Source organism: Pseudomonas rossensis (assembly GCF_039888995.1).
Taxonomy (GTDB): domain Bacteria; phylum Pseudomonadota; class Gammaproteobacteria; order Pseudomonadales; family Pseudomonadaceae; genus Aquipseudomonas; species Aquipseudomonas rossensis.
Map to the genome: position 1 here is coordinate 20005 of NZ_JBBWCB010000042.1, position 23513 is coordinate 43517.

The window sequence follows — 23513 nt, forward strand, 5'->3', positions numbered from 1 at the left end:
GCCAACGCGAAGTTTTAAATAAAATGGAACAATTGACCGTCAGCCCAGTGCCACTTGGTTACGGCCGGCATGTTTCGCGCGATATAGGGCCTGATCGGCTCTTTTAAGGACCAGATCGCTATGTTCGCCGGGCTTGAATGCAGTTAGACCCATGGAAATGGTGATGGTTACCGGCTCACCCTTGAAGTGGAAAGGACAGGCTTCGATCGAGGCGCGTAGCTTTTCCAGCAGTTTCGCACCAACAGTTGGCACTGTGTCTGGCATCAACAGGACAAACTCCTCACCGCCGAACCGGGCAATGAAATCCGTCCCGCGCAGGCGCTTGCGTAGCACGCTGGCGATGATTTTCAGTACTTTGTCGCCCGCCAGGTGACCATAGTTATCGTTAATGCGTTTGAAATGGTCGAGGTCGAGCATTGCCAGCAACAGGGTGTTGCCGTGTTGCTGCCATTGGTTGATTTCGTGATCCAGCCGTTCGCTCCAGGCTGCCCGGTTAGGCAGGCCAGTCAGTGGGTCGATCAAGGCTTTCTGACGCTGCTCTTCAAGATGCTCGCGGTAGCCCAGGGCTTCCTGCTCCATGTGCGCAACGCGCTCGGCCAGACCATGAAGGCGGGCTGCAACTTCCTGCTCACGCTCGTCACGCTGCTTCTGGTGCTGGTCCATGGTGCCGAGCAGCCCTTCCAGATGGTTTTCCAGAACGTGCTTGAGATCGTCCAGGTCGGCGGCTTCCTGCATGCTGCTCTGCAAGCCGTCGACTTGCTCGCGGATCTGCGTGTCCATCTCGCGTGCGGCGGAACGGTTGTCGGCATGGCCTTCGCTGGCGGCTTGCAAGTTGCTTTGGAACGACTCGAGGCGTTCGTTTAGCTGTTGCAAGTAGGTTTCGAATTCATGCTGGCCACTGTCGGTGATTGCCAGCATCAAGGTTGCCAGATCGTCGAGGATTGGCAGCAGTTCGTACCAATTCAAACCGTTTTGCAGGCGATCACGCATCGCTTCGGCTTGAGGACGATGACGCTCGGGCAGCGTCAGGTCGTCGAGCAGGCCCAGTAGCGTGTCTTCGATATGCTTGGCCACCGAGCTGTAGGACGGCTCGGGTGAGTCCGGCAGGGCGTAGAGAACATCCGGCTCGGATTGTTCAGTGTCTACGGCGGCCAACACCTCGGCCAAGGCCGGGGGCAACGGCAGGCTGTCGAGATAGACCAGCGGGGTCAGTTCGTCGGGATTAATAGCTGGTTGAGCCTGTATTTCCGGCTCGATGATTGATGGAGCGGGTTCTTCTGGATGTTCTATGTCCGGTTGCGGTTGCGGTTGCGGTTGCGGTTGCGGTTGCGTCTCTGGAGTCTGGGCGCGTGCTCGCTCCGGCTCAAGCACCGGCGGGACAAACGCTACAACTGCAGGAGAAGGCGCTGCTGCGGGCGGAGCCTCGATCATCGGTGGCTCGGATGCAGTAGCGGGCGTCGGGAAGGTGCCGGAGGCAATCTGTGATGCCGCTTCATCCGCTTCACGGCTACCAAACAGTCGCTGCAGCAAACCAGGGCGGCCGGGTTCTGCCGGGTTTTCAAGCTGAGTCAGGGCTTTGCCTTGCAGACCGCTCAGTTCGCTGAGCAGCAGCGGAATTTCGCGCGCCTGCCCGACTCTTGCATCCAGATGCTTGGCGAAGTTTTTCAGCGGCCGGCTTACTTCGCGGGGCAGCGGTAATGTTTGCAGCTGCGAGACCAGCGCGGTCAATGCAGCGCTGGTCTGGTTAACCCGGGTTTCCCGGCGTTGTTCGGAGTCGAGCACGGCTTTTTCCAGCCGCGGAAGCAGGGCGGCCAGGCCGGCGTCCATGTCGTCGGTGCGCACGACCTCACGCATTTCCTTCATGCATTGGTCAACGACGCGGTCGGTGCCCTCGGCTGCCAGCGTGCTGCGCACCAGGCCACGACGCAACAGGTCGAGTCGGGCGTCCCATCGACGTTCGAGCTTTTCCTGTTGTTCGATACTTTTGAGGTATTTCTCTTTCCAGCGCTGTGCTTCGTCGCTCATTCATGGGATCCGCGAGGGGCAGGACTCAACGCGGGCAATGCATCGGCCGTGAGCGAACCCGGCAGACGAATCTCTACCGCGACCGGCAAGTGATCGGAAATGGGGTGTGCCAGCACCTCGACCTTTTCAAGGGTCAGGGTGGGGCTCAGCAGAATATGGTCCAGACAGCGCTGCGGGCGCCAGCTAGGGAACGTCGCTTCCAGTTGCGGCGCGAGCAGGCCGAGGTCACGCAACGGGGAGTTTTGCAGCAAGTCACTGGCATGGGTATTCATGTCGCCCATCAGCACTTGGTGTTTATAGCCGCCAATCAGCTCGCGGATGTAAGCCAGTTGCATGCTGCGGGCGCGAGCGCCCAGCGCCAGGTGCATCATGACCACCACCAGCGCCTCAGGACCTTCGCCAAAGCGCACCAGAATAGCTCCGCGACCCTTGGGCCCCGGTAGCGGATGATCTTCAATCGCCCACGGGCGCAGGCGGCTGAGCACACCATTGCTGTGCTGGCCGAGGCGTCCGAGATTGCGATTGAGTTGTTGATACCAGTAGGGGAATGCGCCGAGCTGGGCCAGGTGTTCGACCTGGTTGACGTAGCCTGATCGCAAGCTGCCGCCATCGGCTTCCTGCAAGGCGACCAGATCGAAGTCGCCCAGCAGATTGCCGATCTTTTGCAGATTGTCGGCACGCCCGGTGTGCGGCAACAGATGCTGCCAGCCTCGGGTCAGGTAATGCCGATAGCGCTCGGTACTGATGCCGACCTGGATATTGAAACTGAGCAGACGCAGACGACTGTCTGCGGGCAGGCCCGTCGATTCCAGATGATGTTCGTTGACCCGCGGATCATGCAGGCCAACGACGCGTTCAGTGCCCCAGCGGCGCATGGCAGTCGCCGCGCTTAGTTGGCAGCAGCCTTGTTAGCCGCTCGCTCTTTTTCGATCAGCTTGTCGGCCAGTTGCAATGCTTGCTCGGCGCCACCGGCAGAGCCCACGTCGAAGCGATACTTGCCGTTGACGACCATGGTCGGAACGCCGGAGATTTCATACTTTTTGGCCAGGTCAGTGGCCTTGACGATCTGGCCCTTGATGGCGAAGGAGTCGAAGGTGGCCAGGAACTTGTCCTTGTCTACGCCCTGAGTGGCCAGGAAATCAGCCATTTCATTCTTGTCGACTAGCTTCTTGTGTTCTTTCTGAATCGCGTTGAACACCGCAGCGTGAACCTTGTTTTCGACGCCCATGGCTTCAAGGGTCAGGAACATCTGGCCGTGTGCGTTCCACGGGCCGCCGAACATGGCCGGAATGCGGACGAAGTTCACGTCGGAAGGCAGTTTCTCAACCCATGGATTGATCACGGGTTCGAAAGCGTAGCAGTGCGGGCAGCCGTACCAGAACAGCTCCACCACTTCGATCTTGCCAGGCACAGCTACCGGGACGGGATTGGTCAGTTCGACATAAGGTGCTGCGGGTGCTTCAGCAGCTTGGGCGGTCATGCCGAACAGGCTGGCAGCGACGAGTGCGGCGCTGATGATCAGATTACGCATGCTTTACTCCTGGACAATTTTGGTCGCCTCGCGCGACCTGTTTTCAGACAGGTCCTGGCGGGCTTGAGTTCTGTAGTGTAACGGCAGCGGCCACAAAAAAGGGCGGCCAAAGCCACCCTTTTTATGCTTGCATCGACGGATTAATCGAGCGTTAACGTTGCAGGAGATGTACACCTCGCGCAACGCCCGATTCGCCGGACTTAGTGCAGGCCTTGAATGTAGCTGGACACCGCTGCGATATCTTCGTCGCTCAGCTTTTTGGAGATGCTCTGCATCGGCTTGGTGTCGCCATCGTTGGTGCGGCCGGCCTCTTCCTTGCGGAAGTCGGTCAGTTGCTTGGCGATGTATTGAGCGTGTTGGCCGCCCAGGTGCGGGAAGCCGGCAGCTGCGTTGCCTGTACCATTCGGCGAGTGGCAACCGGTGCAGGCTGGCAGGCCCTTGGCCAGATCGCCGCCGCGGAACAGTGCTTCACCGCGAGAAACGACTTTCGGGTCGGCGGCGCCAACGCTACCTTTCTGACTGGCGAAGTAGGCGGAGATATCGGCCAGGTCCTGATCGCTCAGGTTGGTCAGCAGGCCGGTCATTTCCAGTACCGTGCGTTTACCGGACTTGATGTCGTGTAGCTGCTTGTTCAGATAACGCTCGCCCTGACCTGCCAGTTTCGGAAAGTTAGGCGCCATACTGTTGCCATCCGGGCCATGACAGGCGCCACATACTGCGGCTTTCGCCTGACCAGCAGTCGCATCACCTGCAGCATGGGCAATGCCGGAGATCCCCACGGTCAACAGCAGACTCACGATCAATTTGTTCATCAGCTAATCCAACTACGGCTAAGGGTTAAAGAGTTATGGACCGGGATCACTCGCTCATCCACTGGATGATTGCTTGGTAATCCTCGGCACTGCAGTCCATGCACAAACCACGCGGCGGCATCGCCTTGAAACCCTGGGTCACGTGTTGCACCAGCGTCTCCATACCTTTCGCCAACCTCGGCGTCCAAGCTTCCTGATCGCCCTTTTTGGGCGCCATGGGTAGTTGGCCGGAATGACAGGCACCACAAACACGGTTGTACACAGCTTCCGGATCCTGTGTAGCCTGAGCGCTGTAAAGCGGCATCAAGACACCGGCAGCTAGCAGCCATTTCGTCATAAAACGACCTTTTCAGGGTTGAGAGCGTTCTGCGTTCTAGTGCGCAATCAAGGTCAATCGCTCTCGTGAACTTCATCCTACGCTGGGACAAAGCGCACACAAAATCTGCGGCATTATATACTGGCGTCACTGAAACGGAAACGACACTGCTCGCCGCGTCCATTCCCGGCGCCGCCCACATCGGAAATCCCATGCAACTCAAGAACCCCATCCTCGGCCTGTGCCAACAGTCCACCTTCATGCTCAGCGCTGCCAAAGTCGATCAATGTCCCGACGACGAAGGCTTTGAAGTAGCCTTCGCCGGGCGTTCCAACGCCGGCAAGTCCAGTGCGCTGAACACCTTGACGCACGCCAGCCTTGCGCGGACCTCGAAAACTCCGGGTCGCACACAGCTCTTGAACTTCTTCAAGCTAGACGATGATCGTCGTCTGGTCGACCTGCCGGGGTACGGTTACGCGAAAGTGCCTATCCCGTTGAAGCTGCACTGGCAGCGTCACCTGGAAGCCTATCTGGGAGGTCGTGAGAGTTTGAAGGGGCTGATTTTGATGATGGACATCCGTCATCCAATGACCGACTTCGACCTGCTGATGCTCGACTGGGCTGTCGCCAGCGGCATGCCAATGCACATTTTGCTGACCAAAGCCGACAAGCTGACCTACGGCGCGGCGAAAAACGTCCTGCTCAAGGTTCAGGCAGACATCCGCAAGGGTTGGGGAGATGCGATCAGCATCCAGTTGTTCTCGGCGCCAAAACGCATGGGCCTGGAAGACGCCTACACTGTACTGGCGGGTTGGATGGAACTGGCGGACAAGGGCGCCGAGCTCGCGGAGTAAGCTCATTTACAAAAACTGCGGGCAAAAAAAACCCCGGACTTCTTATGGGGAGGGGGAAGTTCCGGGGTTCAAGTTCCGGACCGCTAGGGCGGGGTCCAGATATCTGCCAACACTTAACACAACATTAGGAGCATCGAAGGGCTTCACCACCCATTCAGTAACTCTGAGTGGCGATTCAGGAGATTAGTTCAGAATTTTTTAAAAAGCCTTTGGAATAGGTCATCGAATTTTCCGAACTAAGAGCTCTTCGGTCTTTCTGCCGCGGCACTATGCCGCAGCGGAAAACGCCTTTTCAGACGGTTCAGTGAGCCTCATCCCAGTTATTTCCTACACCAACCTCTACCAACAGCGGCACATCAAGCTTCGCTGCGTCGCTCATGTGCACGCGAATTTCATCACGGACTTGGTTGACCAAATCTTCCCGCACTTCCAGAACCAATTCATCGTGCACCTGCAGGATGACTTTGGCGTCCAGGCCTGATGCTGTCAGCCAGCTATCCACGGCAATCATGGCTTTCTTGATGATGTCCGCCGCGGTGCCTTGCATCGGGGCGTTGATCGCTGTGCGTTCGGCACCCTTGCGCAGGGCCGGGTTTTTCGCGTTGATTTCCGGCAGGTACAGGCGACGACCGAAGATGGTTTCAACGAAACCTTGTTCGGCGGCCTGGGCGCGGGTGCGCTCCATGTACTCGAGCACGCCTGGGTAACGGGCGAAGTAACGGTCGATGTAGGCCTGGGATTGCTTGCGATCAACACCAATCTGCTTGGCCAGGCCAAACGCGCTCATTCCGTAGATCAAACCGAAGTTGATCGCCTTGGCGCTGCGCCGTTGGTCGGTGGTGACGTCTGCCAGTTCAACCCCGAAGACTTCCGCTGCGGTGGCTTTGTGCACGTCCAGGTCATTGCGGAACGCGTGCAGCAAACCTTCGTCCTTGGCCAGGTGAGCCATGATTCGCAGTTCGATTTGCGAATAGTCCGCTGCCAGCAGCTTGTAGCCTTTTGGTGCGACGAACGCCTGACGAATCCGACGCCCTTCGGCGGTGCGAATCGGAATGTTCTGCAGGTTTGGATCGCTGGACGACAAACGTCCGGTTGCCGCTACGGCTTGGTGGTAAGAGGTGTGAATCCGTCCGGTGCGCGGGTTGATCTGCTCTGGCAGGCGATCGGTGTAGGTGCTTTTCAGCTTGCTCATCGAGCGGTACTGCATCAGCACTTTGGGTAGCGGGAAATCCTGTTCAGCCAGTTCCGCCAGCACGGCTTCGGCGGTGGACGCCTGGCCCTTGGCGGTTTTGCTGAGGATTGGCAGGCCGAGTTTTTCGTACAGGATCACGCCCAATTGCTTCGGCGAGCCGAGGTTGAATTCTTCCCCGGCAATGGCGAACGCCTCACGCTCGAGGGCGACCATTTTCTCGCCCAGCTCAACGCTCTGAATGCCCAGCAGGTTGGCGTCGACCAGCGCGCCTTGGCGTTCGATCCGTGCCAGCACCGGCACCAACGGCATTTCGATTTCGCTCAGAACCTTGCTCAGGCTCGGGATGGCGTTGAGTTTTTCCAGCAGGGTTTGATGCAGGCGCAACGTCACGTCGGCGTCTTCGGCAGCGTAAGGCCCCGCCAGCTCCAGAGATATCTGGTCAAACGTCAGCTGCTTGGCACCCTTGCCGGCGATGTCCTGAAAACTGGTGGTGGTGTGATTCAGGTACTTGAGCGCCAGGCTGTTCATGTCGTGGCGGGTCGCGGTGGAGTCCAGCACGTAGGATTCGAGCATCGTGTCGAAGGCGATGCCTTGGACGGTGATGCCGCAACTCTGATCGCCACCGATGGCACAGTTGGCCAGGATATTCATGTCGAATTTGGCGTGCTGGCCGACCTTGAGTTTGTTCGGATCTTCCAGGATCGGCTTCAGCGCGCGCAGCACGGTGTCGCGATCGAGCTGGTCCGGTACGCCCATGTAGGAATGGGTCAGCGGGATGTAGGCCGCTTCGTTGGCTTGTACAGCGAAAGACAGGCCCACCAGTTGCGCCTGTTGAGCATCGATGCCAGTGGTTTCGGTATCGAAGGCGATCAGCTTGGCGTCGTTGAGCTTCTTCAGCCACAGGTCGAAATCAGCCTGGGTGAGGATCGTTGTGTACTTGAGTTCGGTATCGACGGCCGCTTCTTCAGCCACCGGAGCGGCGACTTCCTGACCGGAACGCTTGGCGTCGCGCTGGTTCTCTTCGAACCAGCTCTTGAATTCCAGCAAGGTGTAGAGCTCGGCGAGCTTGTCGTGATCGGGCTTGCCCATTTGCAGGTCGTCGAGGCCGATATCCAGCGGCACGTCGATCTTGATGGTCGCCAGTTGATAGGAGAGGAACGCCATCTCCTTGTGTTCTTCGAGCTTGGCCGGCAGGGTTTTCGCACCACGAATCGGCAGGGTCGGGACGATGTCGAGCTGCGCATAGAGCTCGGTCAGGCCGCCGTTCACGCCGACCAACAGGCCGGAAGCGGTCTTCGGGCCAATGCCCGGAACGCCCGGAATGTTGTCGGAAGAATCGCCCATGAGTGCCAGGTAATCGATGATCTGCTCGGGAGCGACGCCGAATTTCTCCTTCACGCCCTCCACGTCCAGCGCGCTACCGGTCATGGTATTGACCAAGGTAATGTGGCCATCGACCAGCTGCGCCATGTCCTTGTCGCCGGTGGAGATCACCACCGGGCGGTCGGCCGCCGCGCTGCTGCGGGCCAGGGTGCCGATCACGTCATCGGCTTCGACGCCTTCGACGCACAACAGTGGAAAACCCAGGGCGATCACGCTTTGGTGCAGCGGCTCGATCTGGACACGCATGTCGTCGGGCATGCTCGGACGGTTGGCCTTGTATTCGGCGTACATGTCATCGCGAAATGTCCCACCCTTGGCGTCGAACACCACGGCGAACGGACTGTCCGGGTACTGCTTGCGCAGACTCTTGAGCATGTTCAATACGCCCTTGACCGCACCGGTCGGCAGGCCTTTGGACGTGGTCAGCGGTGGGAGGGCGTGAAAGGCGCGGTACAGGTAAGAAGAACCGTCCACCAGGACGAGGGGGGCTTGGCTCATGAGCAGGATCAACCTTTTCGGCGGGTCCGGCGCTAGAATAGCGGGACCGTTGACGACAAAGGGACAAGGTTATCATGCGCACACTAAATCGCCTGTTGCTGGCTGGGTTGTTTGCATCCGTTCCGGTGGCCGTCATGGCGGCGGACGATGCGCCGACACCGGAGCCGGAAGTCACTATCCGCACGGAAGGGGATAAAACCATCCAGGAGTACCGTCAAAACGGTTTCCTGTATGCGATCAAGGTCACACCGAAGGGTGCACCGCCGTATTTTCTGGTGCGCGCGGACGGGACAGATGCAAACTTCATCCGCTCGGATCAGCCGGATATGCTGATTCCGTCGTGGAAGATCTTTGAGTGGAAGTAGTTTCTTAATTTCAATCGGCGCTGGCTCAAGCAGCGGCGCCCGTACTGGCAGTTCAAACATGTCTGTGTTCACCCCGCTGGCTCGGCCCGAGCTGGAAACCTTTCTCGCCCCTTACGGGCTCGGCCGCCTGCTTGATTTCCAGGGGATTGCCGCTGGTAGCGAAAACACCAATTTCTTCATCAGCCTGGAGCAGGGCGAATTTGTCCTGACCCTGGTTGAGCGTGGTCCGGTTCAGGAGATGCCGTTCTTCATAGAACTGCTCGACGTGCTGCATGACGCCGACCTGCCCGTGCCTTATGCCTTGCGCACCACCGACGGCGTCGCCTTGCGCGAACTGGCCGGCAAACCTGCGCTGTTGCAGCCACGTCTGGCCGGCAAGCACATCAAGGAAGCCAATGCGCAGCATTGCGCTCAGGTGGGCGAGTTGCTCGGCCATCTGCATCTGGCGACCCAGGCCAACATGATCAAGCGCAAGACCGATCGCGGCCTGGACTGGATGCTGGAAGAGGGCACGCAGTTGCTGTCGCATCTCAATGCCGAGCAAAGCGATCTGCTGCAACGGGCGCTGGACGAAATCACACAGCAGAAGACGAAAATTCTGGCGCTGCCGCGAGCCAATATCCACGCCGATCTGTTCCGCGATAACGCGATGTTCGAAGGCACGCACCTGACCGGGTTGATCGACTTCTATAACGCGTGTTCGGGGCCGATGCTCTACGACGTGGCGATCGCCTTGAACGACTGGTGTTCGGACGAGAGCGGGTTGATCGACGGGCCACGGGCGAGGGCGTTGCTTGGCGCTTATGCAGCGCTGCGACCGTTCACGGCGGCCGAGGCGGAGTTGTGGCCGACCACGCTGCGGGTAGCGTGTGTGCGGTTCTGGTTGTCGCGGTTGATCGCCGCCGAGTCGTTTGCCGGGCAGGACGTGCTGATTCACGATCCGATGGAGTTTCAGCAGCGTTTGGCGCAGCGCCAGCACGTCAGTACTCATTTGCCTTTCGCGCTTTAAAGTCAAAAGATCGTCCGAACGCGGCCCGAACCTTCGGCAGCACCTACACTGATCTTTGTAGGAGCTGCCGAAGGTTCGGGCCGCGTTCGGACGATCTTTTTTATGGGGTTACAACGACTCCAGACACCCCGCCAAATCATTCCCCAACTTCTCCAGCACCTGCTCATACCCCTGAGCGGTCGCCGGCGTGTACCCGCCCAGCGCATCCAGTTCCGCCAGCTTCACCGGCAGACCCGCCACCAGGGTTTCCGCCAGGCGCGGACGCAGAGGCGGTTCGCTGAACACGCAAGTTTTGCCGACTTCCTGTAATCGAGTGCGCATCGCCGCGACGTGCTGGGCGCCGGGTTGGACCTCGGCGGCGACGCTGAATACGCCGGCGTGCTTGAGACCGTAGGCGTCTTCAAAGTAGTCGAAGGCCTCGTGGAATACGAAGTACGGTTTGCCCGCGATGCCGGCCAGGCGCGCCTTCAAGCGAAGATCCATTGCATCCAGACGCTCATCGAACGCCTTGAGGTTGCTCTGATAACGCGCGGCATTGGCCGGATCGGCTGCACTCAAGTCAGCAACCATTTTTGTGGCGATGACACGGGCGTTGACCGGCGAAAGCCACAAGTGCGCGTCCAGACTGCCTGGACGGTGATCGTGATCATGTTCGTCGGCTTCTTCAGCGTGGGAGTGGCTATCTTTGGCGAAATGTCGCAGTTTCAGGCCCGGCAAATCCTGCACGGCGACACTGGGTAGCGTACGACCATTCAGCACGCGGGGCAGGAAACCTTCCATGCTCGGACCGATCCAGTAAACCAGATCCACTGATTGCACCTTCCGTACGTCGGATGGGCGCAAGGCATAGTTATGAGGCGAGGCACCAGGCGGCAGCAAGACTTCCGGAATCGCCACGCCGTCCTGCACCGCCGCGGCGATCAGCTGTAGAGGCTTGATACTGGTGAGAACTTTGACTTCGGCGTGAGCTGAACCCATCAGCAGAAAACTGGCGACAAATGCGACAAAGATAGAAAAAAGTCGGGACACGATGACCACTCGAAGAGGCGAGAACGGGTAACATAATAACGTCTCTCACAAAACTCGTCGCCGCTCATGCCTAAAACTCCGATTGCCAGCCGTCCCCACGACCACTCTCATTGCGTCCATAGCGCATTGTCTGAGGCCGATGTTCTGTGCGCACGTCAAGGCCTGCGCCTGACCGCCTTGCGCCGGCGGGTGCTGGAACTGGTCTGGCAAAGCCATAAACCGTTGGGTGCCTACGACATTCTCGCGGTACTCAGCGAGCAGGACGGCCGCCGTGCTGCGCCGCCGACCGTGTACCGTGCGCTGGACTTCCTGCTGGAAAACGGCCTCGTACACCGCATCTCCTCGCTGAACGCCTTCGTCGGCTGCAATCACCCGGGACACGCCCACCAGGGCCAGTTCCTGATTTGCCGCGAATGCCACGCCGCCATCGAGCTCGAACAGAAATCCATCAGTGACGCGATCATCAGTAGCGCCAAGGATGTCGGATTTGTCGTCGAGGGCCAGACCGTTGAAGTGGTCGGCCTCTGCTCGGGTTGCCAGGGGGTTTGATGAGCAATGCGCTGATCCGCCTCGAGCAGGTTGCTGTCACCTTTGCCGGGCAAAACGTACTGGATAACATCGAGCTGAGCGTCGAGCCCGGACAGATCGTCACCCTGATCGGCCCTAACGGCGCCGGCAAGACCACGCTGGTGCGCGCTGTACTCGGTCTGTTGAAACCGGACAGCGGCAGCGTGTGGCGCAAGCCGAAACTGCGGGTCGGTTACATGCCGCAAAAACTTCACGTCGATCCGACGCTGCCGCTGTCGGTGCTGCGCTTCTTGCGTCTGGTGCCGGGCGTGGACCGCGCCATGGCCTTGGCGGCACTCAAGGAAGTCGGCGCCGAACAGGTGATCGACAGCCCGGTGCAAAGTGTTTCCGGTGGCGAAATGCAGCGGGTGCTGCTGGCCCGGGCATTGCTGCGCGAGCCGGAACTGCTGGTGCTCGACGAACCTGTGCAAGGCGTTGACGTGGCCGGTCAGGCCGAGCTCTACAGCCTGATCACACGATTGCGCGACCGCCACGGCTGCGGCGTGTTGATGGTGTCCCACGATCTGCACCTGGTGATGAGCACCACCGACCAGGTGGTCTGCCTCAACCGTCACGTCTGCTGCTCCGGGCATCCCGAGCAGGTCAGCGGTGATCCGGCTTTCGTCGAGCTGTTCGGAAAGAACGCACAAAGCCTGGCGATTTATCACCACCATCACGACCACGCCCATGACTTGCATGGCTCGGTGGTCAGCGCGGCCCCGTCGGCCCCTACCCACGTTCACGGAGATAACTGCAAGCATGGCTGATTTTCTGCTCTACGCCCTGCTTGCAGGCCTGGCCCTGGCGTTGGTCGCGGGCCCGTTGGGTTCGTTCGTGGTCTGGCGGCGCATGGCCTATTTCGGCGACACCCTTTCCCATGCCGCGCTGCTCGGCGTGGCGCTGGGTTTTCTGCTGGATGTCAGCCCGACCGTTGCGGTCACCGTAGGCTGCCTGCTGTTGGCGGTGTTGCTGGTGACCTTGCAACAGCGCCAACCGCTGGCGTCCGACACGCTTTTGGGAATTCTCGCACCGAGCACGCTCTCTTTGGGCCTGGTCGTACTAAGCTTCATGCACGAAGTGCGGATCGACCTGATGGCTTATCTGTTCGGCGACTTGCTGGCGATCAGCCCGACCGATCTGGCCTGGATACTCGGTGGCAGCGCGGTCGTTCTGGCTTTGCTGGTGACGTTGTGGCGGCCATTGCTGGCAATCACGGTGCATGAAGAACTGGCCAGGGTTGAAGGTCTGCCGGTGGCGGCGTTGCGCTTGACCCTGATGTTGCTGATCGCTGTGGTGATCGCGGTGGCGATGAAAATCGTCGGTGTGTTGCTGATTACGTCCTTGCTGATCATCCCGGCGGCTGCGGCACAACGTCACGCCCGGTCACCGGAGCAGATGGCACTGGGCGCGAGCCTGCTGGGTATGCTCGCGGTCTGTGGCGGGCTGGCGCTGTCGTGGTTCAAGGACACCCCGGCGGGCCCATCGATTGTTGTGACGGCCGCCGCACTGTTTCTGCTGAGTTTTGTCCTGCCCCGTCGAGGGGTGTAGACTTGCTCGTTTTTTGCGCAAATAGAGAGTCGCAGGAATGAAGCCGTTCGCCTCCCGTTATCTGCTCCTTGTCGCATTTTCGCTGCTACTGGGCGCTTGTCAAAGCACGCCACCGGCGGCCACCGAGGCTACCGGTGCACGGGCCACGGCCATCGCGCAGCTGCAACAAAGCCTAGCCAGCAGCGAACTGGCGACTGCCGAAGATCAACTGGCTACCTTGCAGGCTGAGTCGCCCAACGATCAATCCCTTGAGCAATACCAGCGGCAACTGGCCGAAGCCTATCTGCGCCGCAGCCAGATCGTGCTGCAAAAAGGCGATGTGAATGCCGCTGCCACTGCGCTGAGCCGCGCTCGGTCGTTGATGCCCAAGGCTCCGGCGCTGACCGGTGGGCTCAACAACGCCATCGTCGATGCCCGCAAAGCCGAACTGGATAGAGCCGAAGCTGCGCTCATGGCTGCCGAAGCCAAGCCACAGGCCAAGGTCATTGATCCAACGGCTGAAAGCACCACAGTTGCGTTGAACCTGACTGATATGACGAAACTTCGTCGTCAACTGGATGCGATCGCCGCCGATGTGGTGAATTACCAGTGTGATGTGAGTATTCAGGCGCCACGCACCCAGGACTTCCCATGGTTGACCACGTTGCTGACCAAACGCGTGAAGAAACTCGATTCGGATTTTGATCTGAATCTGGAGAAGCAGATTCTGCGCAACGTTCCTGCGCAGATGGTTCTGAGCCCGCGTAAACCCTAAAAGCTTCGCGAGCAGGCTCGCTCCCACAATGGATCGGCGGTGATCAAAAGTCTGTGATCAACCACATACCCTGTGGGAGCGGGCTTGCCTGCGATGGCGTCCTGACTACCGATACAAAACCTTAAGCCGGAATCGCCTTGGCTTTAGGCTCCCTGTCCCACACCCGATGCTGCCCGATCGCGGCAAAAAACGGTTTGATCAACTTCGCATCCGTGCCCACGATCAACCCCGCGTCAGCCTCGAGCTTCAACACATCCAGCAACTGTTTGGCCTCGCCCTGCAGCGCAATCGCCTTCAAGTGCTTGTACGCCTCCAGCACGTAATGCAGCGCCACACCGTCAGTGCTCAACGCCTTGATCGACGCCGCGCCACCGGGTACAAACACCGCATCGAACGCCACCGAAGGCAAGCCTTCCATCGACGCATCGACCGGCAACGCCTTGCCATCGGCGGTGGTCACAGGAGCAGAAGTCGGGCCGAGCAGTTTGGCGTGCGCACCTTCTGCCTTCAGCGCTTTCTTCATGGCATCAATCGCTGCACCATCGACGCCATTGGCTGCCAGGATTGCCACTTTGCGGGTTTTGATATCCGCCGGCAGCAAGTTGGCCTGACTCAGGGCCGGCGAGTGATCCAGTGAGGTTTTGCGTACTTCGACCGTCCCGGCTTTGGGCGCTGGCAACCCCAGGTTCTGCGCCACGCGTTTAGCCAGTTCCAGATCGATGTTGGCCAGAATCTCATTCACCTGACGCGCGCGGATGAACTCCCGCTCAACCTTGCCCAACTCGAAGCTGTAAGCCGAGATGATGTGCTCCTGCTCGTGCTTGCTCATGCTGTGGAAAAACAGCCGCGCCTGGGAGAAGTGGTCGCTGAATGATTCGCTGCGCTGACGGATCTTGTTGGCGTCAATGCGCTCTGGATAACTTTCGAAGCCGCCATCCTGGGCTGCCGGCGGTGTTTCTTTGGGCCAACCGCTATCAATGGAGTTCGGCTCGTAGGACGCGCGGCCCTTGTCGATGGTGGAGCGATGCAACGCATCCCGTTGACCATTGTGGAACGGTGCCACCGGACGGTTGATCGGGATCTCGTGAAAGTTCGGCCCACCGAGTCGGCTGATTTGCGTATCGGTGTAGGAAAACAATCGACCCTGCAGCAATGGATCGTTGGAAAAGTCGATCCCCGGCACGATATGCCCTGGGCAGAAGGCAACCTGCTCGGTTTCGGCGAAAAAGTTGTCGGGGTTACGGTTGAGGGTCATTTTGCCTAGCGGGGTGATGGGCACCAGTTCTTCCGGGATCAGCTTGGTCGGGTCGAGGATGTCGAAGTCGAATTTATGTTCGTTTTCCTCCTCGATAATCTGTACGCCCAGTTCCCATTCCGGGTAGTCGCCCATCTCGATCGACTCCCAGAGATCGCGACGGTGGTAGTCGGTGTCTTTACCGGCGAGTTTCTGCGCTTCATCCCACACCAGCGAACAGGTCCCGGCCGTGGGGCGCCAGTGGAATTTGACGAAGCGCGATTTACCTTCGGCGTTGATCAGGCGGAAGGTATGCACGCCGAAGCCTTGCATGCTGCGTAGGCTTTTCGGGATCGCCCGGTCGGACATGGTCCAGATCACCATGTGCGCCGACTCCGGTACCAGAGAGACAAAATCCCAAAAGGTATCGTGAGCTGAGCCACCGGTGGGTATCTCATTGTGCGGCTCGGGTTTCACCGCATGCACGAAGTCAGGAAACTTGATCGCATCCTGAATGAAAAACACCGGCATGTTGTTGCCCACCAGGTCGAAGTTGCCTTCGTCGGTGAAAAACTTCACCGCGAAACCTCGTACGTCCCGCACGGTATCGCCCGACCCGCGAGGGCCCTGCACCGTGGAGAAGCGGACGAAGACCGGGGTTTTTTGGCTTGGGTCTTGTAGGAACCCGGCCTTGGTCAGCACGGAATGGGTTTCATAGCTCTGGAAGTAGCCGTGAGCACCGGTGCCGCGGGCGTGGACGATGCGCTCGGGAATGCGTTCATGGTCAAAGTGCGTGATCTTTTCACGCATGATGAAATCTTCCAGCAACGATGGCCCGCGGGCGCCGGCCTTCAACGTGTTCTGGTTGTCCGCGACTTTCACGCCCTGGTTGGTGCGCAGGGCCTGTTCAGTGGCGTCGGAGCGAAATTGCTCCAGGCTGTCGAGCTTGGCATTGGTGTTACCGCGGTCCGGGGTATCGGTCCCGGCCAGTGCGCTTTTGGTTGCGGCAGGTTTTTTAGTACTCATCAGACAAAACTCCTCGTTGCGATTCCCGCCGTAGCCAGGACTGTTGAGCAATACCCCAGGCACGGACCGGGGGCGTTTTCGAGTTGCCTAATTAGTGACTGATGACGTTTTGCGCCGTTCCTTTTTTCTAACCTTTGATCGCGTTATTGCCAAATGGAAGGTTGAATGCGGAATAAATGCTAATAACCTCTATACGGACAGGCTAAAATGCGCGCCCGGCTAACCGCTGATCCTTTTCCAACGCGCCCCACAAGGTTCGCTACGTGATCGAGTTTCAAAACGTCCACAAAACCTACCGCGTCGCCGGTAAGGATATTCCCGCCCTGCATCCGACCAGTCTGACGATTGAGAACGGTCAGGTCTTCGGTCTGATCGGCCATTCCGGCGCGGGAAAAAGTACTTTGCTGCGTCTGATCAATCGCCTGGAAAACTCCAGTGGCGGCAAGATCATCGTCGACGGCGAAGAAGTCACCGCGCTCGACGCCAACAGTCTGCGGCGCTTCCGGCAGCAGGTCGGGATGATTTTCCAGCACTTCAACTTGCTGGCGTCCAAGACCGTGGCCGACAACGTCGCGCTGCCACTGACCCTGGCCGGTGAGCTGTCCCGCAGTGAGATTGACCGGCGTGTGGCCGAATTGCTGAAGCGGGTCGGCCTGTCCGACCACGCCAAAAAGTACCCGGCGCAGTTGTCCGGTGGCCAGAAGCAGCGCGTCGGCATCGCCCGCGCCCTGGCAACCAAGCCGAAAATCCTGCTGTGCGACGAAGCCACCAGCGCACTGGACCCGCAGACCACGGCGTCGGTCCTGCAATTGCTGGCCGAGATCAATCGCGAACTGAAGCTGACCATCGTGTTGATTACCCACGAGATGGACGTGATCCGCCGGGTCTGCGACCAGGTCGCGGTGATGGACGCTGGCGTGATCGTCGAGCAAGGTTCGGTAGCCGAGGTGTTCCTGCATCCGAAGCACCCGACCACCAAGCGGTTCGTGCAAGAAGACGAGCAGATCGACGAAAGCGAGCAGCGCGACGACTTCGCCCACGTTCCAGGTCGCATCGTGCGTCTGACCTTCCAGGGCGAAGCGACCTACGCACCGCTACTGGGCACTGTCGCTCGTGAAACGGGTGTGGACTACAGCATCCTGGCCGGTCGTATCGACCGCATCAAAGACGTGCCCTACGGGCAGTTGACCCTGGCCGTTACCGGTGGCGACATGGAAGCGGCGTTCGCCCACTTCACCGCAGCTGACGTCCACATGGAGGTGCTGCGCTGATGGAAGTCCTGGCAAGTTTCTTCGTCAATATCGACTGGTTCGAAATCTGGCTGGCCACCGGCGATACCTTTCTGATGCTCTTCGGTTCGCTGTTGTTCACCGTTTTGCTCGGCCTGCCCCTGGGCGTGCTGTTGTTCCTCTGCAGCCCGCGTCAGTTGCTGGAAGCCAAAGGCGTCTACGCGATGCTGTCGCTGATGGTGAACATCCTGCGTTCGCTGCCGTTCATCATTCTGCTGATTGTGATGATTCCGTTCACGGTGTTGATCACCGGTACGTCCCTCGGTGTCGCCGGTGCGATTCCACCGCTGGTGGTGGGCGCTACGCCATTCTTCGCGCGGCTGGTGGAAACCGCCCTGCGTGAAGTGGATCGCGGCATCATCGAGGCAACCCAGGCCATGGGCGCGACGACGCGGCAGATAATCACCAATGCCTTGCTGCCGGAAGCCCGCCCGGGCATCTTCGCCGCGATTACGGTGACAGCCATTACACTGGTGTCCTACACGGCGATGGCGGGTGTGGTCGGCGCGGGTGGTTTGGGCGACCTGGCGATCCGTTTCGGTTACCAGCGTTTCCAGCCTGATGTGATGGTAGTGACGGTGATGTTGCTGCTGGTGATCGTTCAGGTTCTGCAAACCGTTGGCGACAAGTTGGTTGTCCACTTCTCCAGGAAATAAAGAGTCCCGTAAATGACAAATGAGCCGGCCATTCGCTGGCAGGCGCCGAATTCAGGCGCCGCACAAGGAGTTAGCTGAATGAAAAAACTACTCGTCGCGTTCGCTGCCGTTGCAGCCTTTTCCGCTCACGCTGCCGACACCCTGACCGTCGCAGCCACCCCGGTCCCGCACGCAGAAATCCTCGAATTCGTGAAACCGGCCCTGGCCAAAGAAGGCGTGGACCTGAAGGTCAAAGTCTTCACCGACTACATCCAGCCGAACGTGCAGGTGGCCGAAAAACGGCTGGACGCCAACTTCTTCCAGCACCAGCCGTACCTCGATGAATTCAACAAGGCCAAGGGCACCAACCTGGTGGCCGTTGCCGGTGTGCACCTTGAGCCACTGGGCGCTTACTCCAGCAAATACAAAGCACTGACCGAGCTGCCAGGCGGCGCCAACGTGGTGATCCCGAACGACGCCACCAACGGCGGCCGTGCGCTGTTGCTGCTGGCGAAGGCTGGCCTGATCAAGTTGAAGGACTCGAACAACATCCTCGCGACCGTCAAGGACATCACCGAGAACTCCAAGGACCTGAAATTCCGTGAGTTGGAAGCCGCGACCATCCCGCGCGTGCTGACCCAGGTCGACCTGGCACTGATCAACACCAACTACGCGCTGGAAGCCAAGCTTGATCCGTCCAAGGACGCGCTGGTCATCGAAGGCAACGACTCGCCTTACGTGAACATCCTCGTTGCCCGTCCAGACGACAAGGACAGTGAAGCGATGAAGAAGCTGATTGCTGCCCTGCACAGCCCGGAAGTGAAAGCCTTCATCCTCGAGAAGTACAAAGGCGCGGTATTGCCGGCGTTCTGATCCGACAGCAATAAAAAACGGGGACGCATTGATTGCGTCCCCGTTTTTTTATGCCTGGAATACGGACCCTGTGGGAGCGGGCTTGCCCGCGAAAGCGGTGTGTCAGTCACTATGGATGTTGAATGGACTGGCCCTTTCGCGGGCAAGCCCGCTCCCACAGGTTCTGCGTCGTTTACAGACGCTTGAGCATCACCGGCAACTGTGCCACCAATTTCACGTTGTTCAACGGCGCCCGAATGAACCCACGTTGCGTCCCGTCCGGCCCGATCACCGCCAGGTTGCCGCTGTGGTCAACGGTGTAATTCGGCTTGCTGGTGTCCGCCGGAATGAATGGAATACTCACCGCGTTGGCCAGTTTCTGGATGTCTTCCACCGACGAAGCCGTCAGCCCTTTGAACTGAGGATCGAAGTAGCCCAGGTACTGCTTGAGCTGCTGGGGTGTGTCGCGATTCGGGTCGACGCTGACCAGAATGATCTGCAACTTATCCACAGCCTCTGGCGGCAGTTCGCTCTTGATCTGACGCAGCTGGGCGAGGGTGGTCGGGCAGATGTCCGGGCAGAAGGTGTAGCCGAAGAACAGCAGCGACCATTTGTCTTTCAGCTCGTTGACCGCCACCGGTTTGCCGTCCTGGTCGGTCATTGTCACGCTCGGCAGGTTGCGGCTTTGCGGCAGCAGAATGATCCCTGCATCGATCAGAGCCGTCGGGTCGCCCTGGCCTTTGCCGGTCAGCACTTTGTTGATGGTCAGGCCCAGGACCAGCGCGATCAGGGCAACGAGGATGAAGACGGTTTTCTGGGTTCGAGTCATAGGTTCAACAGTAAGTAGTGGTCTACGAGCAGCGCGATAAACAGCAGGAACAAGTAGTAAATAGAGTACTTGAACGTGTTGATCGCCGCGTGCGGCCGAGTGCCACGGTACAGCACCACGGCCCATTGCAGAAACCTCGCGCCCAGTCCCAGCGCGCAAATCAGGTAGAGCACACCGCTCATGTGGATCACGTACGGCATCAAGCTCACGGCCAGCAGCACGAAGGTATAAAGCAGGATGTGGACCTTGGTGTAGTGCTCGCCATGGGTCACCGGCAGCATCGGGATGTCGGCCTTGGCGTATTCCTCTTTGCGGTGAATGGCCAGGGCCCAGAAGTGCGGCGGGGTCCAGGCGAAGATGATCAGCACCAGCAACAGTGGTTCGGCGCTGACGTGGCCGGTGGCGGCGGTCCAGCCGAGCAGCGGCGGGGCGGCGCCGGCAAGTCCGCCGATGACGATGTTTTGCGGCGTCGCGCGTTTCAGGAAACCGGTGTAGACCACCGCATAGCCGAGCAGCGAGGCCAGGGTCAGCCAGGCCGTCAGCGGATTGGTGAAGGCCAGCAGTACGGCTTGCCCAAGCACCGCCAATACCAAGGCAAACGTCAGCGCGGCCGCCGGCGACACCCGGCCTTCGGCCAGGGGACGTTTGTGCGTGCGGGCCATGACCGCATCGATACGTCGGTCCACCACATGATTCACCGCCGCCGCACCACCGGCACACAAGGCGATCCCCAGATTGCCGAACACCAGCACCGTCCACGGCACCCCGGCGCGGGTCGCGAGGAACATGCCGACCAGCGAGGTGATGAGCATCAGCACCACCACTTTCGGCTTGGTCAGCTCCAGGTAGTCACGCCAGATCGCCTGACTGTGACGTGCGCCGATCAGAGTCGCCATGGCATCTCTCCTTTTATTGTTATGGGCCCGGCTGAGTGTTTACGCGGGCTGAACCGCCAGCGCGCAGGGGGTTGCTGCTTGACCCGAACCAGACTGGTTCGCGCGTGATAATTGACCAGCACCACCGTCAGCAATAGCGCCGCGCCGCCCGCGTTATGCGCGACGGCGACTGGCAGTGGCAGGTGAAACAGCACATTGCTGATGCCGAGGGTGATTTGCGCGGCGAGTGCGATCAGCACCAGCCCGGCCAGGCGCGTCATGCCGACCACCTTCAGTTGCCAGGCCAGCCCCAGCAACACCAGGGTCACCAGCAAAGCGCCAATGCGGTGAGTCAGATGAATCGCCGTGCGGGCATCGCTGTCCAGTTGCCCGCCGAGGTAATTGGGGCCGATGTGTTGAGTCAGGTGAAAGCCGTTTGCGAAGTCCGCGGGCGGCAGCCACTGACCGTGACAGGTCGGGAAGTCGATACAGGCCACCGCCGCGTAGTTGGAACTGACCCATCCACCCAAGGCAATTTGCAGGATCACCAGCAGCAACCCGGCGGTCGCCCAGTACTGCAAACGCCGTGGCACGGTCAGCGCCGGCAACACGCCGGACAATCGCAACGTCAGCAAAAACAGCAGGCTCAACGTCGCAAAACCACCGAGTAAATGCCCGGTGACCACTTGCGGCCAGAGCTTGAGCGTCACCGTCCACATGCCGAATGCCGCTTGGGCAATCACCACTGCCAGCAAAAACAACGGCAACTTCACCGGCTGCCCTGGGTGACGACGATGAACCCAGGCGCGGCCGGCCAATACCGAGATCAGCAGCCCCAGCGTGCCGGCGAAGTAGCGGTGAACCATCTCGTTCCAGCCCTTATGGGCTTCGACGGGAGCGTCGGGAAAATGCAGTTCGGCATGGGCCAATTGAACTTCGCTTTTCGGCACGCTGATAAAGCCATAGCAACCCGGCCAGTCCGGGCAGCCGAGGCCGGCGTGGGTCAGGCGGGTGTAGGCGCCGAGCAACACCACAATCAGTGCCAGCAAGGTGGCAAACAGCGCGAGGCGAAATCCAGGTTTGGCCATGACGATGCCCTTATCCGATGTTCGACAGTTTCAGCAGATGACGCAGGTCATTGAGCAAGTCCTTACCCTTCACCGTCGGGTCGTAGCGCAGCACCAGATTGCCATGCGGATCGATGATCCACAGCTGCGGCACAGCCTTGTCGCCGGCAGTTTTATGGAAGTCGGTCAGGCTCAGTGGATAGCGCTGCAATTGAGGATACTCGCGCGTCAGCTTGGCGTCGTATTCACTGCTCAGCGGTTGTGCCGCGGCCAAGGCATGACTGGCGCGCCCGGCATCACGGCCGAGGCCGATCTGGATCTGCCGCGCCAGGTACACCAGTTGCTGGCAGTCCACCGAGCAATCCTTGGGCGCGGTCACCAGTATCTGCCAACGATCCTCCTGCGCCTGCACGCCGAGGTCGGCGCGGGTCTGGCCGTTGCCGATCAGTTCGCCGTGATAGCTGCGACCTTCCGGCACCCAGAACTGCAATTTGTACATGCCGGTGGCGAGGATCATCGGACCGATCACCCCAAGCAGGATCAGTAGTAACTGCAAGCGACCTTTACGCCGACTCGCCGGCGTTTTCGCCTCAGACATGCTGGGTGGATTCATGGCCGCTCCCATGGTGTTTCTCCTTTGCGTTGTGCCAGCCGAGATAGAGATAGAGGCCGAACAGGGCGATCGACATGGCGAACCACTGCACGGCATAAGCCAGGTGTTTTTCCGGCCCCATGGCCACCACCGGCCAATCGGCCTGGTAGGACGCGGGGCCGTTTTCTGCGCGTAATTCGTAAGCAAAACCTTCACGATCCAACGCCGTCCAGAGCTTGACCGGCTCGACCGCGGTGATCAGTTGTGGCCAGGTCGTGGTATTCGGATCAGCGTGCAATTGGAAGGTGGCGCCGGGGGAGACGTAGACCCAGGCAACGAGACTCAAGGCCTGAGTCGGTGTGGTGAATTGCGGCGGGGTACGTCGGTCCGGCCACGGCAGCCAGCCACGATTGACCAGCAGCCAGAGCCCGGTCGCCTGATCCTGAAACGGTTGCAGCAGTTCGACGCCAACCTTGCCGTCGCGCTGACGGTTATCCAGCAACAGGCTGTGGGCGGCATCGAACTGGCCGTGCAGGTGAACCCGGCGAAAGGCCGGATCTGCGGTGTGTTGCAGCTCGGTGCTGGCCATCGGTTCAGCTGCGCGGCGCTCGGTGTAGCTTTGCAGCAGCGCGCTTTTCTCTGCGCCCCGGCTCAATTGCCAGAACCCGAGTGACACCAGCATGGGCAACAACACCGCGACCACCAGGGTCGGTACGATGCCCGGCCGGAAACGCTTCATGGCGTCGCCAGAAAGTCGGTAGTCGCGATAGCTATACTCAAGTGCATCGCCTTTCCCCCGGAGTCTCACCATGCTCAAAGCAGCCATCGTCCTGATGCTGATTGCCACGGTTGTCAGCCTGTTCAGCGGCCTGTTTTTTCTGGTCAAGGACGACAGCAGCTCGAACCGCCTCGTCATTGCCTTGAGTGTTCGTGTCGCGCTGGCCGCCATTACCGTCGGCTTGATTGCCTGGGGTTTTTTCAGCGGTCAGTTGGTGTCGCATGTACCTTGGTAAGCCTCAGAGCACGTAGACGAAAACGAAAAGACCGATCCACACCACGTCCACGAAGTGCCAGTACCAACTCGCCGCTTCAAACGCGAACTGATGATCGGCGTCGAAGTGCCCGCGCATGACCCGCATCAACATCACAAACAGGATGATGGTGCCGATGGTCACGTGGGCGCCGGGGAAACCGGTGAGCATGAAGAAGGTCGCGCCGTAGATGCCCGAAC

25 protein-coding genes are annotated in these 23513 nt (G+C 59.7%); 11 read left to right on the forward strand and 14 right to left on the reverse strand.

What is annotated here, in order from left to right:
* Positions 1 to 39: 39 nt before the first annotated feature.
* The 5 genes from WLY71_RS13560 to WLY71_RS13580 form a co-directional block, all read right to left on the reverse strand.
* On the reverse strand, positions 40 to 2025 hold the full coding sequence (locus WLY71_RS13560) for a GGDEF domain-containing protein (protein ID WP_347803950.1): 1986 nt from the start codon (positions 2023 to 2025) through the stop codon (positions 40 to 42).
* Positions 2022 to 2900 carry an endonuclease/exonuclease/phosphatase family protein gene (locus WLY71_RS13565; RefSeq protein ID WP_347803951.1) on the reverse strand — a complete coding sequence of 293 codons (879 nt, stop codon included), beginning with the start codon at positions 2898 to 2900 and terminating at the stop codon, positions 2022 to 2024. Before WLY71_RS13565 ends, WLY71_RS13560 begins: the two co-directional genes overlap by 4 nt.
* Positions 2901 to 2914: 14 nt before the next feature.
* Positions 2915 to 3556, reverse strand: a complete 642-nt coding sequence (locus WLY71_RS13570; protein WP_347803952.1) for a thiol:disulfide interchange protein DsbA/DsbL — start codon at positions 3554 to 3556, stop codon at positions 2915 to 2917.
* Between the two features lie 200 nt (positions 3557 to 3756).
* Positions 3757 to 4368 carry a c-type cytochrome gene (locus WLY71_RS13575; RefSeq protein ID WP_283182376.1) on the reverse strand — a complete coding sequence of 204 codons (612 nt, stop codon included), beginning with the start codon at positions 4366 to 4368 and terminating at the stop codon, positions 3757 to 3759.
* A gap of 46 nt (positions 4369 to 4414) precedes the next feature.
* Positions 4415 to 4705 (reverse strand): c-type cytochrome, encoded by a 291-nt coding sequence (locus WLY71_RS13580; RefSeq protein WP_008156007.1) that lies wholly within the window; start codon positions 4703 to 4705, stop codon positions 4415 to 4417.
* Between the two features lie 191 nt (positions 4706 to 4896).
* Between WLY71_RS13580 and yihA the strand changes: the two genes are divergently transcribed.
* Complete coding sequence (yihA, locus tag WLY71_RS13585; protein WP_046044882.1) at positions 4897 to 5538, forward strand: ribosome biogenesis GTP-binding protein YihA/YsxC; 642 nt, start codon at positions 4897 to 4899, stop codon at positions 5536 to 5538.
* A 301-nt stretch (positions 5539 to 5839) separates the two neighbouring features.
* Here the strand turns inward: yihA and polA are convergent, their stop codons facing one another.
* Entirely contained in the window at positions 5840 to 8611 is a 2772-nt protein-coding gene (gene polA / locus WLY71_RS13590; RefSeq protein WP_347803953.1) for a DNA polymerase I, read from the reverse strand.
* Positions 8612 to 8685: 74 nt separating this feature from the next.
* Between polA and WLY71_RS13595 the strand changes: the two genes are divergently transcribed.
* Both WLY71_RS13595 and WLY71_RS13600 read left to right on the forward strand, forming a co-directional pair.
* Positions 8686 to 8976 (forward strand): DUF2782 domain-containing protein, encoded by a 291-nt coding sequence (locus tag WLY71_RS13595; RefSeq protein ID WP_347803954.1) that lies wholly within the window; start codon positions 8686 to 8688, stop codon positions 8974 to 8976.
* Between the two features lie 58 nt (positions 8977 to 9034).
* Positions 9035 to 9985 (forward strand): homoserine kinase, encoded by a 951-nt coding sequence (locus tag WLY71_RS13600; RefSeq protein WP_347803955.1) that lies wholly within the window; start codon positions 9035 to 9037, stop codon positions 9983 to 9985.
* A 108-nt stretch (positions 9986 to 10093) separates the two neighbouring features.
* Here the strand turns inward: WLY71_RS13600 and WLY71_RS13605 are convergent, their stop codons facing one another.
* Positions 10094 to 11014, reverse strand: coding sequence for a zinc ABC transporter substrate-binding protein (locus tag WLY71_RS13605; RefSeq protein WP_347803956.1), 921 nt, complete (start codon positions 11012 to 11014; stop codon positions 10094 to 10096).
* 66 nt (positions 11015 to 11080) lie between these two features.
* On the opposite strand from WLY71_RS13605, the gene zur reads away from it, so the two are divergent.
* The 4 genes from zur to WLY71_RS13625 are packed head-to-tail and all read left to right on the forward strand — an operon-like array spanning position 11081 to position 13883.
* On the forward strand, positions 11081 to 11563 hold the full coding sequence (zur, locus tag WLY71_RS13610; RefSeq protein ID WP_074872304.1) for a zinc uptake transcriptional repressor Zur: 483 nt from the start codon (positions 11081 to 11083) through the stop codon (positions 11561 to 11563).
* A complete protein-coding gene (znuC, locus tag WLY71_RS13615) occupies positions 11563 to 12348 on the forward strand; it encodes a zinc ABC transporter ATP-binding protein ZnuC (RefSeq protein ID WP_347803957.1) in 786 nt (261 codons plus the stop codon). The genes zur and znuC overlap by 1 nt, the downstream gene beginning before the upstream one ends.
* Entirely contained in the window at positions 12341 to 13129 is a 789-nt protein-coding gene (gene znuB, locus WLY71_RS13620; RefSeq protein ID WP_347803958.1) for a zinc ABC transporter permease subunit ZnuB, read from the forward strand. The genes znuC and znuB overlap by 8 nt, the downstream gene beginning before the upstream one ends.
* A gap of 37 nt (positions 13130 to 13166) precedes the next feature.
* Entirely contained in the window at positions 13167 to 13883 is a 717-nt protein-coding gene (locus WLY71_RS13625) for a PA5502 family lipoprotein (protein WP_347803959.1), read from the forward strand.
* A gap of 121 nt (positions 13884 to 14004) precedes the next feature.
* On the opposite strand, the gene katE is transcribed toward WLY71_RS13625, so the two are convergent.
* Positions 14005 to 16143, reverse strand: a complete 2139-nt coding sequence (gene katE, locus WLY71_RS13630; RefSeq protein WP_347803960.1) for a catalase HPII — start codon at positions 16141 to 16143, stop codon at positions 14005 to 14007.
* A gap of 263 nt (positions 16144 to 16406) precedes the next feature.
* On the opposite strand from katE, the gene WLY71_RS13635 reads away from it, so the two are divergent.
* The 3 genes from WLY71_RS13635 to WLY71_RS13645 all read left to right on the forward strand — a co-directional run bounded on the left by WLY71_RS13635 (position 16407) and on the right by WLY71_RS13645 (position 18940).
* Positions 16407 to 17414, forward strand: a complete 1008-nt coding sequence (locus WLY71_RS13635; RefSeq protein ID WP_347803961.1) for a methionine ABC transporter ATP-binding protein — start codon at positions 16407 to 16409, stop codon at positions 17412 to 17414.
* Complete coding sequence (locus WLY71_RS13640) at positions 17414 to 18088, forward strand: methionine ABC transporter permease (protein ID WP_095126765.1); 675 nt, start codon at positions 17414 to 17416, stop codon at positions 18086 to 18088. Before WLY71_RS13635 ends, WLY71_RS13640 begins: the two co-directional genes overlap by 1 nt.
* 78 nt (positions 18089 to 18166) lie before the next feature.
* Positions 18167 to 18940 carry a MetQ/NlpA family ABC transporter substrate-binding protein gene (locus tag WLY71_RS13645; protein ID WP_347803962.1) on the forward strand — a complete coding sequence of 258 codons (774 nt, stop codon included), beginning with the start codon at positions 18167 to 18169 and terminating at the stop codon, positions 18938 to 18940.
* 172 nt (positions 18941 to 19112) lie between these two features.
* Here WLY71_RS13645 and WLY71_RS13650 read toward each other — a convergent pair whose 3' ends face one another.
* Genes WLY71_RS13650 through WLY71_RS13670 form a run of 5 tightly spaced genes read right to left on the reverse strand, consistent with a single transcriptional unit; the run spans position 19113 to position 23021 of the window.
* Positions 19113 to 19748, reverse strand: a complete 636-nt coding sequence (locus WLY71_RS13650) for an SCO family protein (RefSeq protein ID WP_347803963.1) — start codon at positions 19746 to 19748, stop codon at positions 19113 to 19115.
* Positions 19745 to 20644: a heme o synthase gene (gene cyoE, locus WLY71_RS13655; protein WP_111448123.1), complete on the reverse strand. Its 900-nt coding sequence runs from the start codon at positions 20642 to 20644 to the stop codon at positions 19745 to 19747. Before cyoE ends, WLY71_RS13650 begins: the two co-directional genes overlap by 4 nt.
* The gene (locus WLY71_RS13660) at positions 20632 to 21711 is read right to left on the reverse strand and encodes a COX15/CtaA family protein (protein WP_347803964.1); all 1080 of its coding nucleotides are present in this window, start codon (positions 21709 to 21711) and stop codon (positions 20632 to 20634) included. The genes cyoE and WLY71_RS13660 overlap by 13 nt, the downstream gene beginning before the upstream one ends.
* 10 nt (positions 21712 to 21721) lie before the next feature.
* Positions 21722 to 22315: a hypothetical protein gene (locus tag WLY71_RS13665; RefSeq protein WP_347803965.1), complete on the reverse strand. Its 594-nt coding sequence runs from the start codon at positions 22313 to 22315 to the stop codon at positions 21722 to 21724.
* Positions 22281 to 23021 carry an SURF1 family protein gene (locus WLY71_RS13670; RefSeq protein WP_347803966.1) on the reverse strand — a complete coding sequence of 247 codons (741 nt, stop codon included), beginning with the start codon at positions 23019 to 23021 and terminating at the stop codon, positions 22281 to 22283. The genes WLY71_RS13665 and WLY71_RS13670 overlap by 35 nt, the downstream gene beginning before the upstream one ends.
* Positions 23022 to 23091: 70 nt before the next feature.
* On the opposite strand from WLY71_RS13670, the gene WLY71_RS13675 reads away from it, so the two are divergent.
* Positions 23092 to 23295, forward strand: a complete 204-nt coding sequence (locus tag WLY71_RS13675; RefSeq protein ID WP_008152470.1) for a twin transmembrane helix small protein — start codon at positions 23092 to 23094, stop codon at positions 23293 to 23295.
* A 3-nt stretch (positions 23296 to 23298) separates the two neighbouring features.
* On the opposite strand, the gene WLY71_RS13680 is transcribed toward WLY71_RS13675, so the two are convergent.
* On the reverse strand, positions 23299 to 23513 hold a 215-nt coding region (locus WLY71_RS13680), incomplete at its 5' end, for a cytochrome c oxidase subunit 3 (protein ID WP_347803967.1).

What these genes read in the sequence shown, in the direction of transcription:
- WLY71_RS13560 (WP_347803950.1), bottom strand. Translation starts at nt 2,025, where the DNA reads ATGAGCGACGAAGCACAGCGCTGGAAAGAGAAATACCTCAAAAGTATC.
- WLY71_RS13565 (WP_347803951.1), bottom strand. Translation starts at nt 2,900, where the DNA reads ATGCGCCGCTGGGGCACTGAACGCGTCGTTGGCCTGCATGATCCGCGG.
- WLY71_RS13570 (WP_347803952.1), bottom strand. Translation starts at nt 3,556, where the DNA reads ATGCGTAATCTGATCATCAGCGCCGCACTCGTCGCTGCCAGCCTGTTC.
- WLY71_RS13575 (WP_283182376.1), bottom strand. Translation starts at nt 4,368, where the DNA reads ATGAACAAATTGATCGTGAGTCTGCTGTTGACCGTGGGGATCTCCGGC.
- WLY71_RS13580 (WP_008156007.1), bottom strand. Translation starts at nt 4,705, where the DNA reads ATGACGAAATGGCTGCTAGCTGCCGGTGTCTTGATGCCGCTTTACAGC.
- yihA (WP_046044882.1), top strand. Translation starts at nt 4,897, where the DNA reads ATGCAACTCAAGAACCCCATCCTCGGCCTGTGCCAACAGTCCACCTTC.
- polA (WP_347803953.1), bottom strand. Translation starts at nt 8,611, where the DNA reads ATGAGCCAAGCCCCCCTCGTCCTGGTGGACGGTTCTTCTTACCTGTAC.
- WLY71_RS13595 (WP_347803954.1), top strand. Translation starts at nt 8,686, where the DNA reads ATGCGCACACTAAATCGCCTGTTGCTGGCTGGGTTGTTTGCATCCGTT.
- WLY71_RS13600 (WP_347803955.1), top strand. Translation starts at nt 9,035, where the DNA reads ATGTCTGTGTTCACCCCGCTGGCTCGGCCCGAGCTGGAAACCTTTCTC.
- zur (WP_074872304.1), top strand. Translation starts at nt 11,081, where the DNA reads ATGCCTAAAACTCCGATTGCCAGCCGTCCCCACGACCACTCTCATTGC.
- znuC (WP_347803957.1), top strand. Translation starts at nt 11,563, where the DNA reads ATGAGCAATGCGCTGATCCGCCTCGAGCAGGTTGCTGTCACCTTTGCC.
- znuB (WP_347803958.1), top strand. Translation starts at nt 12,341, where the DNA reads ATGGCTGATTTTCTGCTCTACGCCCTGCTTGCAGGCCTGGCCCTGGCG.
- WLY71_RS13625 (WP_347803959.1), top strand. Translation starts at nt 13,167, where the DNA reads ATGAAGCCGTTCGCCTCCCGTTATCTGCTCCTTGTCGCATTTTCGCTG.
- katE (WP_347803960.1), bottom strand. Translation starts at nt 16,143, where the DNA reads ATGAGTACTAAAAAACCTGCCGCAACCAAAAGCGCACTGGCCGGGACC.
- WLY71_RS13640 (WP_095126765.1), top strand. Translation starts at nt 17,414, where the DNA reads ATGGAAGTCCTGGCAAGTTTCTTCGTCAATATCGACTGGTTCGAAATC.
- WLY71_RS13645 (WP_347803962.1), top strand. Translation starts at nt 18,167, where the DNA reads ATGAAAAAACTACTCGTCGCGTTCGCTGCCGTTGCAGCCTTTTCCGCT.
- WLY71_RS13650 (WP_347803963.1), bottom strand. Translation starts at nt 19,748, where the DNA reads ATGACTCGAACCCAGAAAACCGTCTTCATCCTCGTTGCCCTGATCGCG.
- cyoE (WP_111448123.1), bottom strand. Translation starts at nt 20,644, where the DNA reads ATGGCGACTCTGATCGGCGCACGTCACAGTCAGGCGATCTGGCGTGAC.
- WLY71_RS13660 (WP_347803964.1), bottom strand. Translation starts at nt 21,711, where the DNA reads ATGGCCAAACCTGGATTTCGCCTCGCGCTGTTTGCCACCTTGCTGGCA.
- WLY71_RS13665 (WP_347803965.1), bottom strand. Translation starts at nt 22,315, where the DNA reads ATGGGAGCGGCCATGAATCCACCCAGCATGTCTGAGGCGAAAACGCCG.
- WLY71_RS13670 (WP_347803966.1), bottom strand. Translation starts at nt 23,021, where the DNA reads ATGAAGCGTTTCCGGCCGGGCATCGTACCGACCCTGGTGGTCGCGGTG.
- WLY71_RS13675 (WP_008152470.1), top strand. Translation starts at nt 23,092, where the DNA reads ATGCTCAAAGCAGCCATCGTCCTGATGCTGATTGCCACGGTTGTCAGC.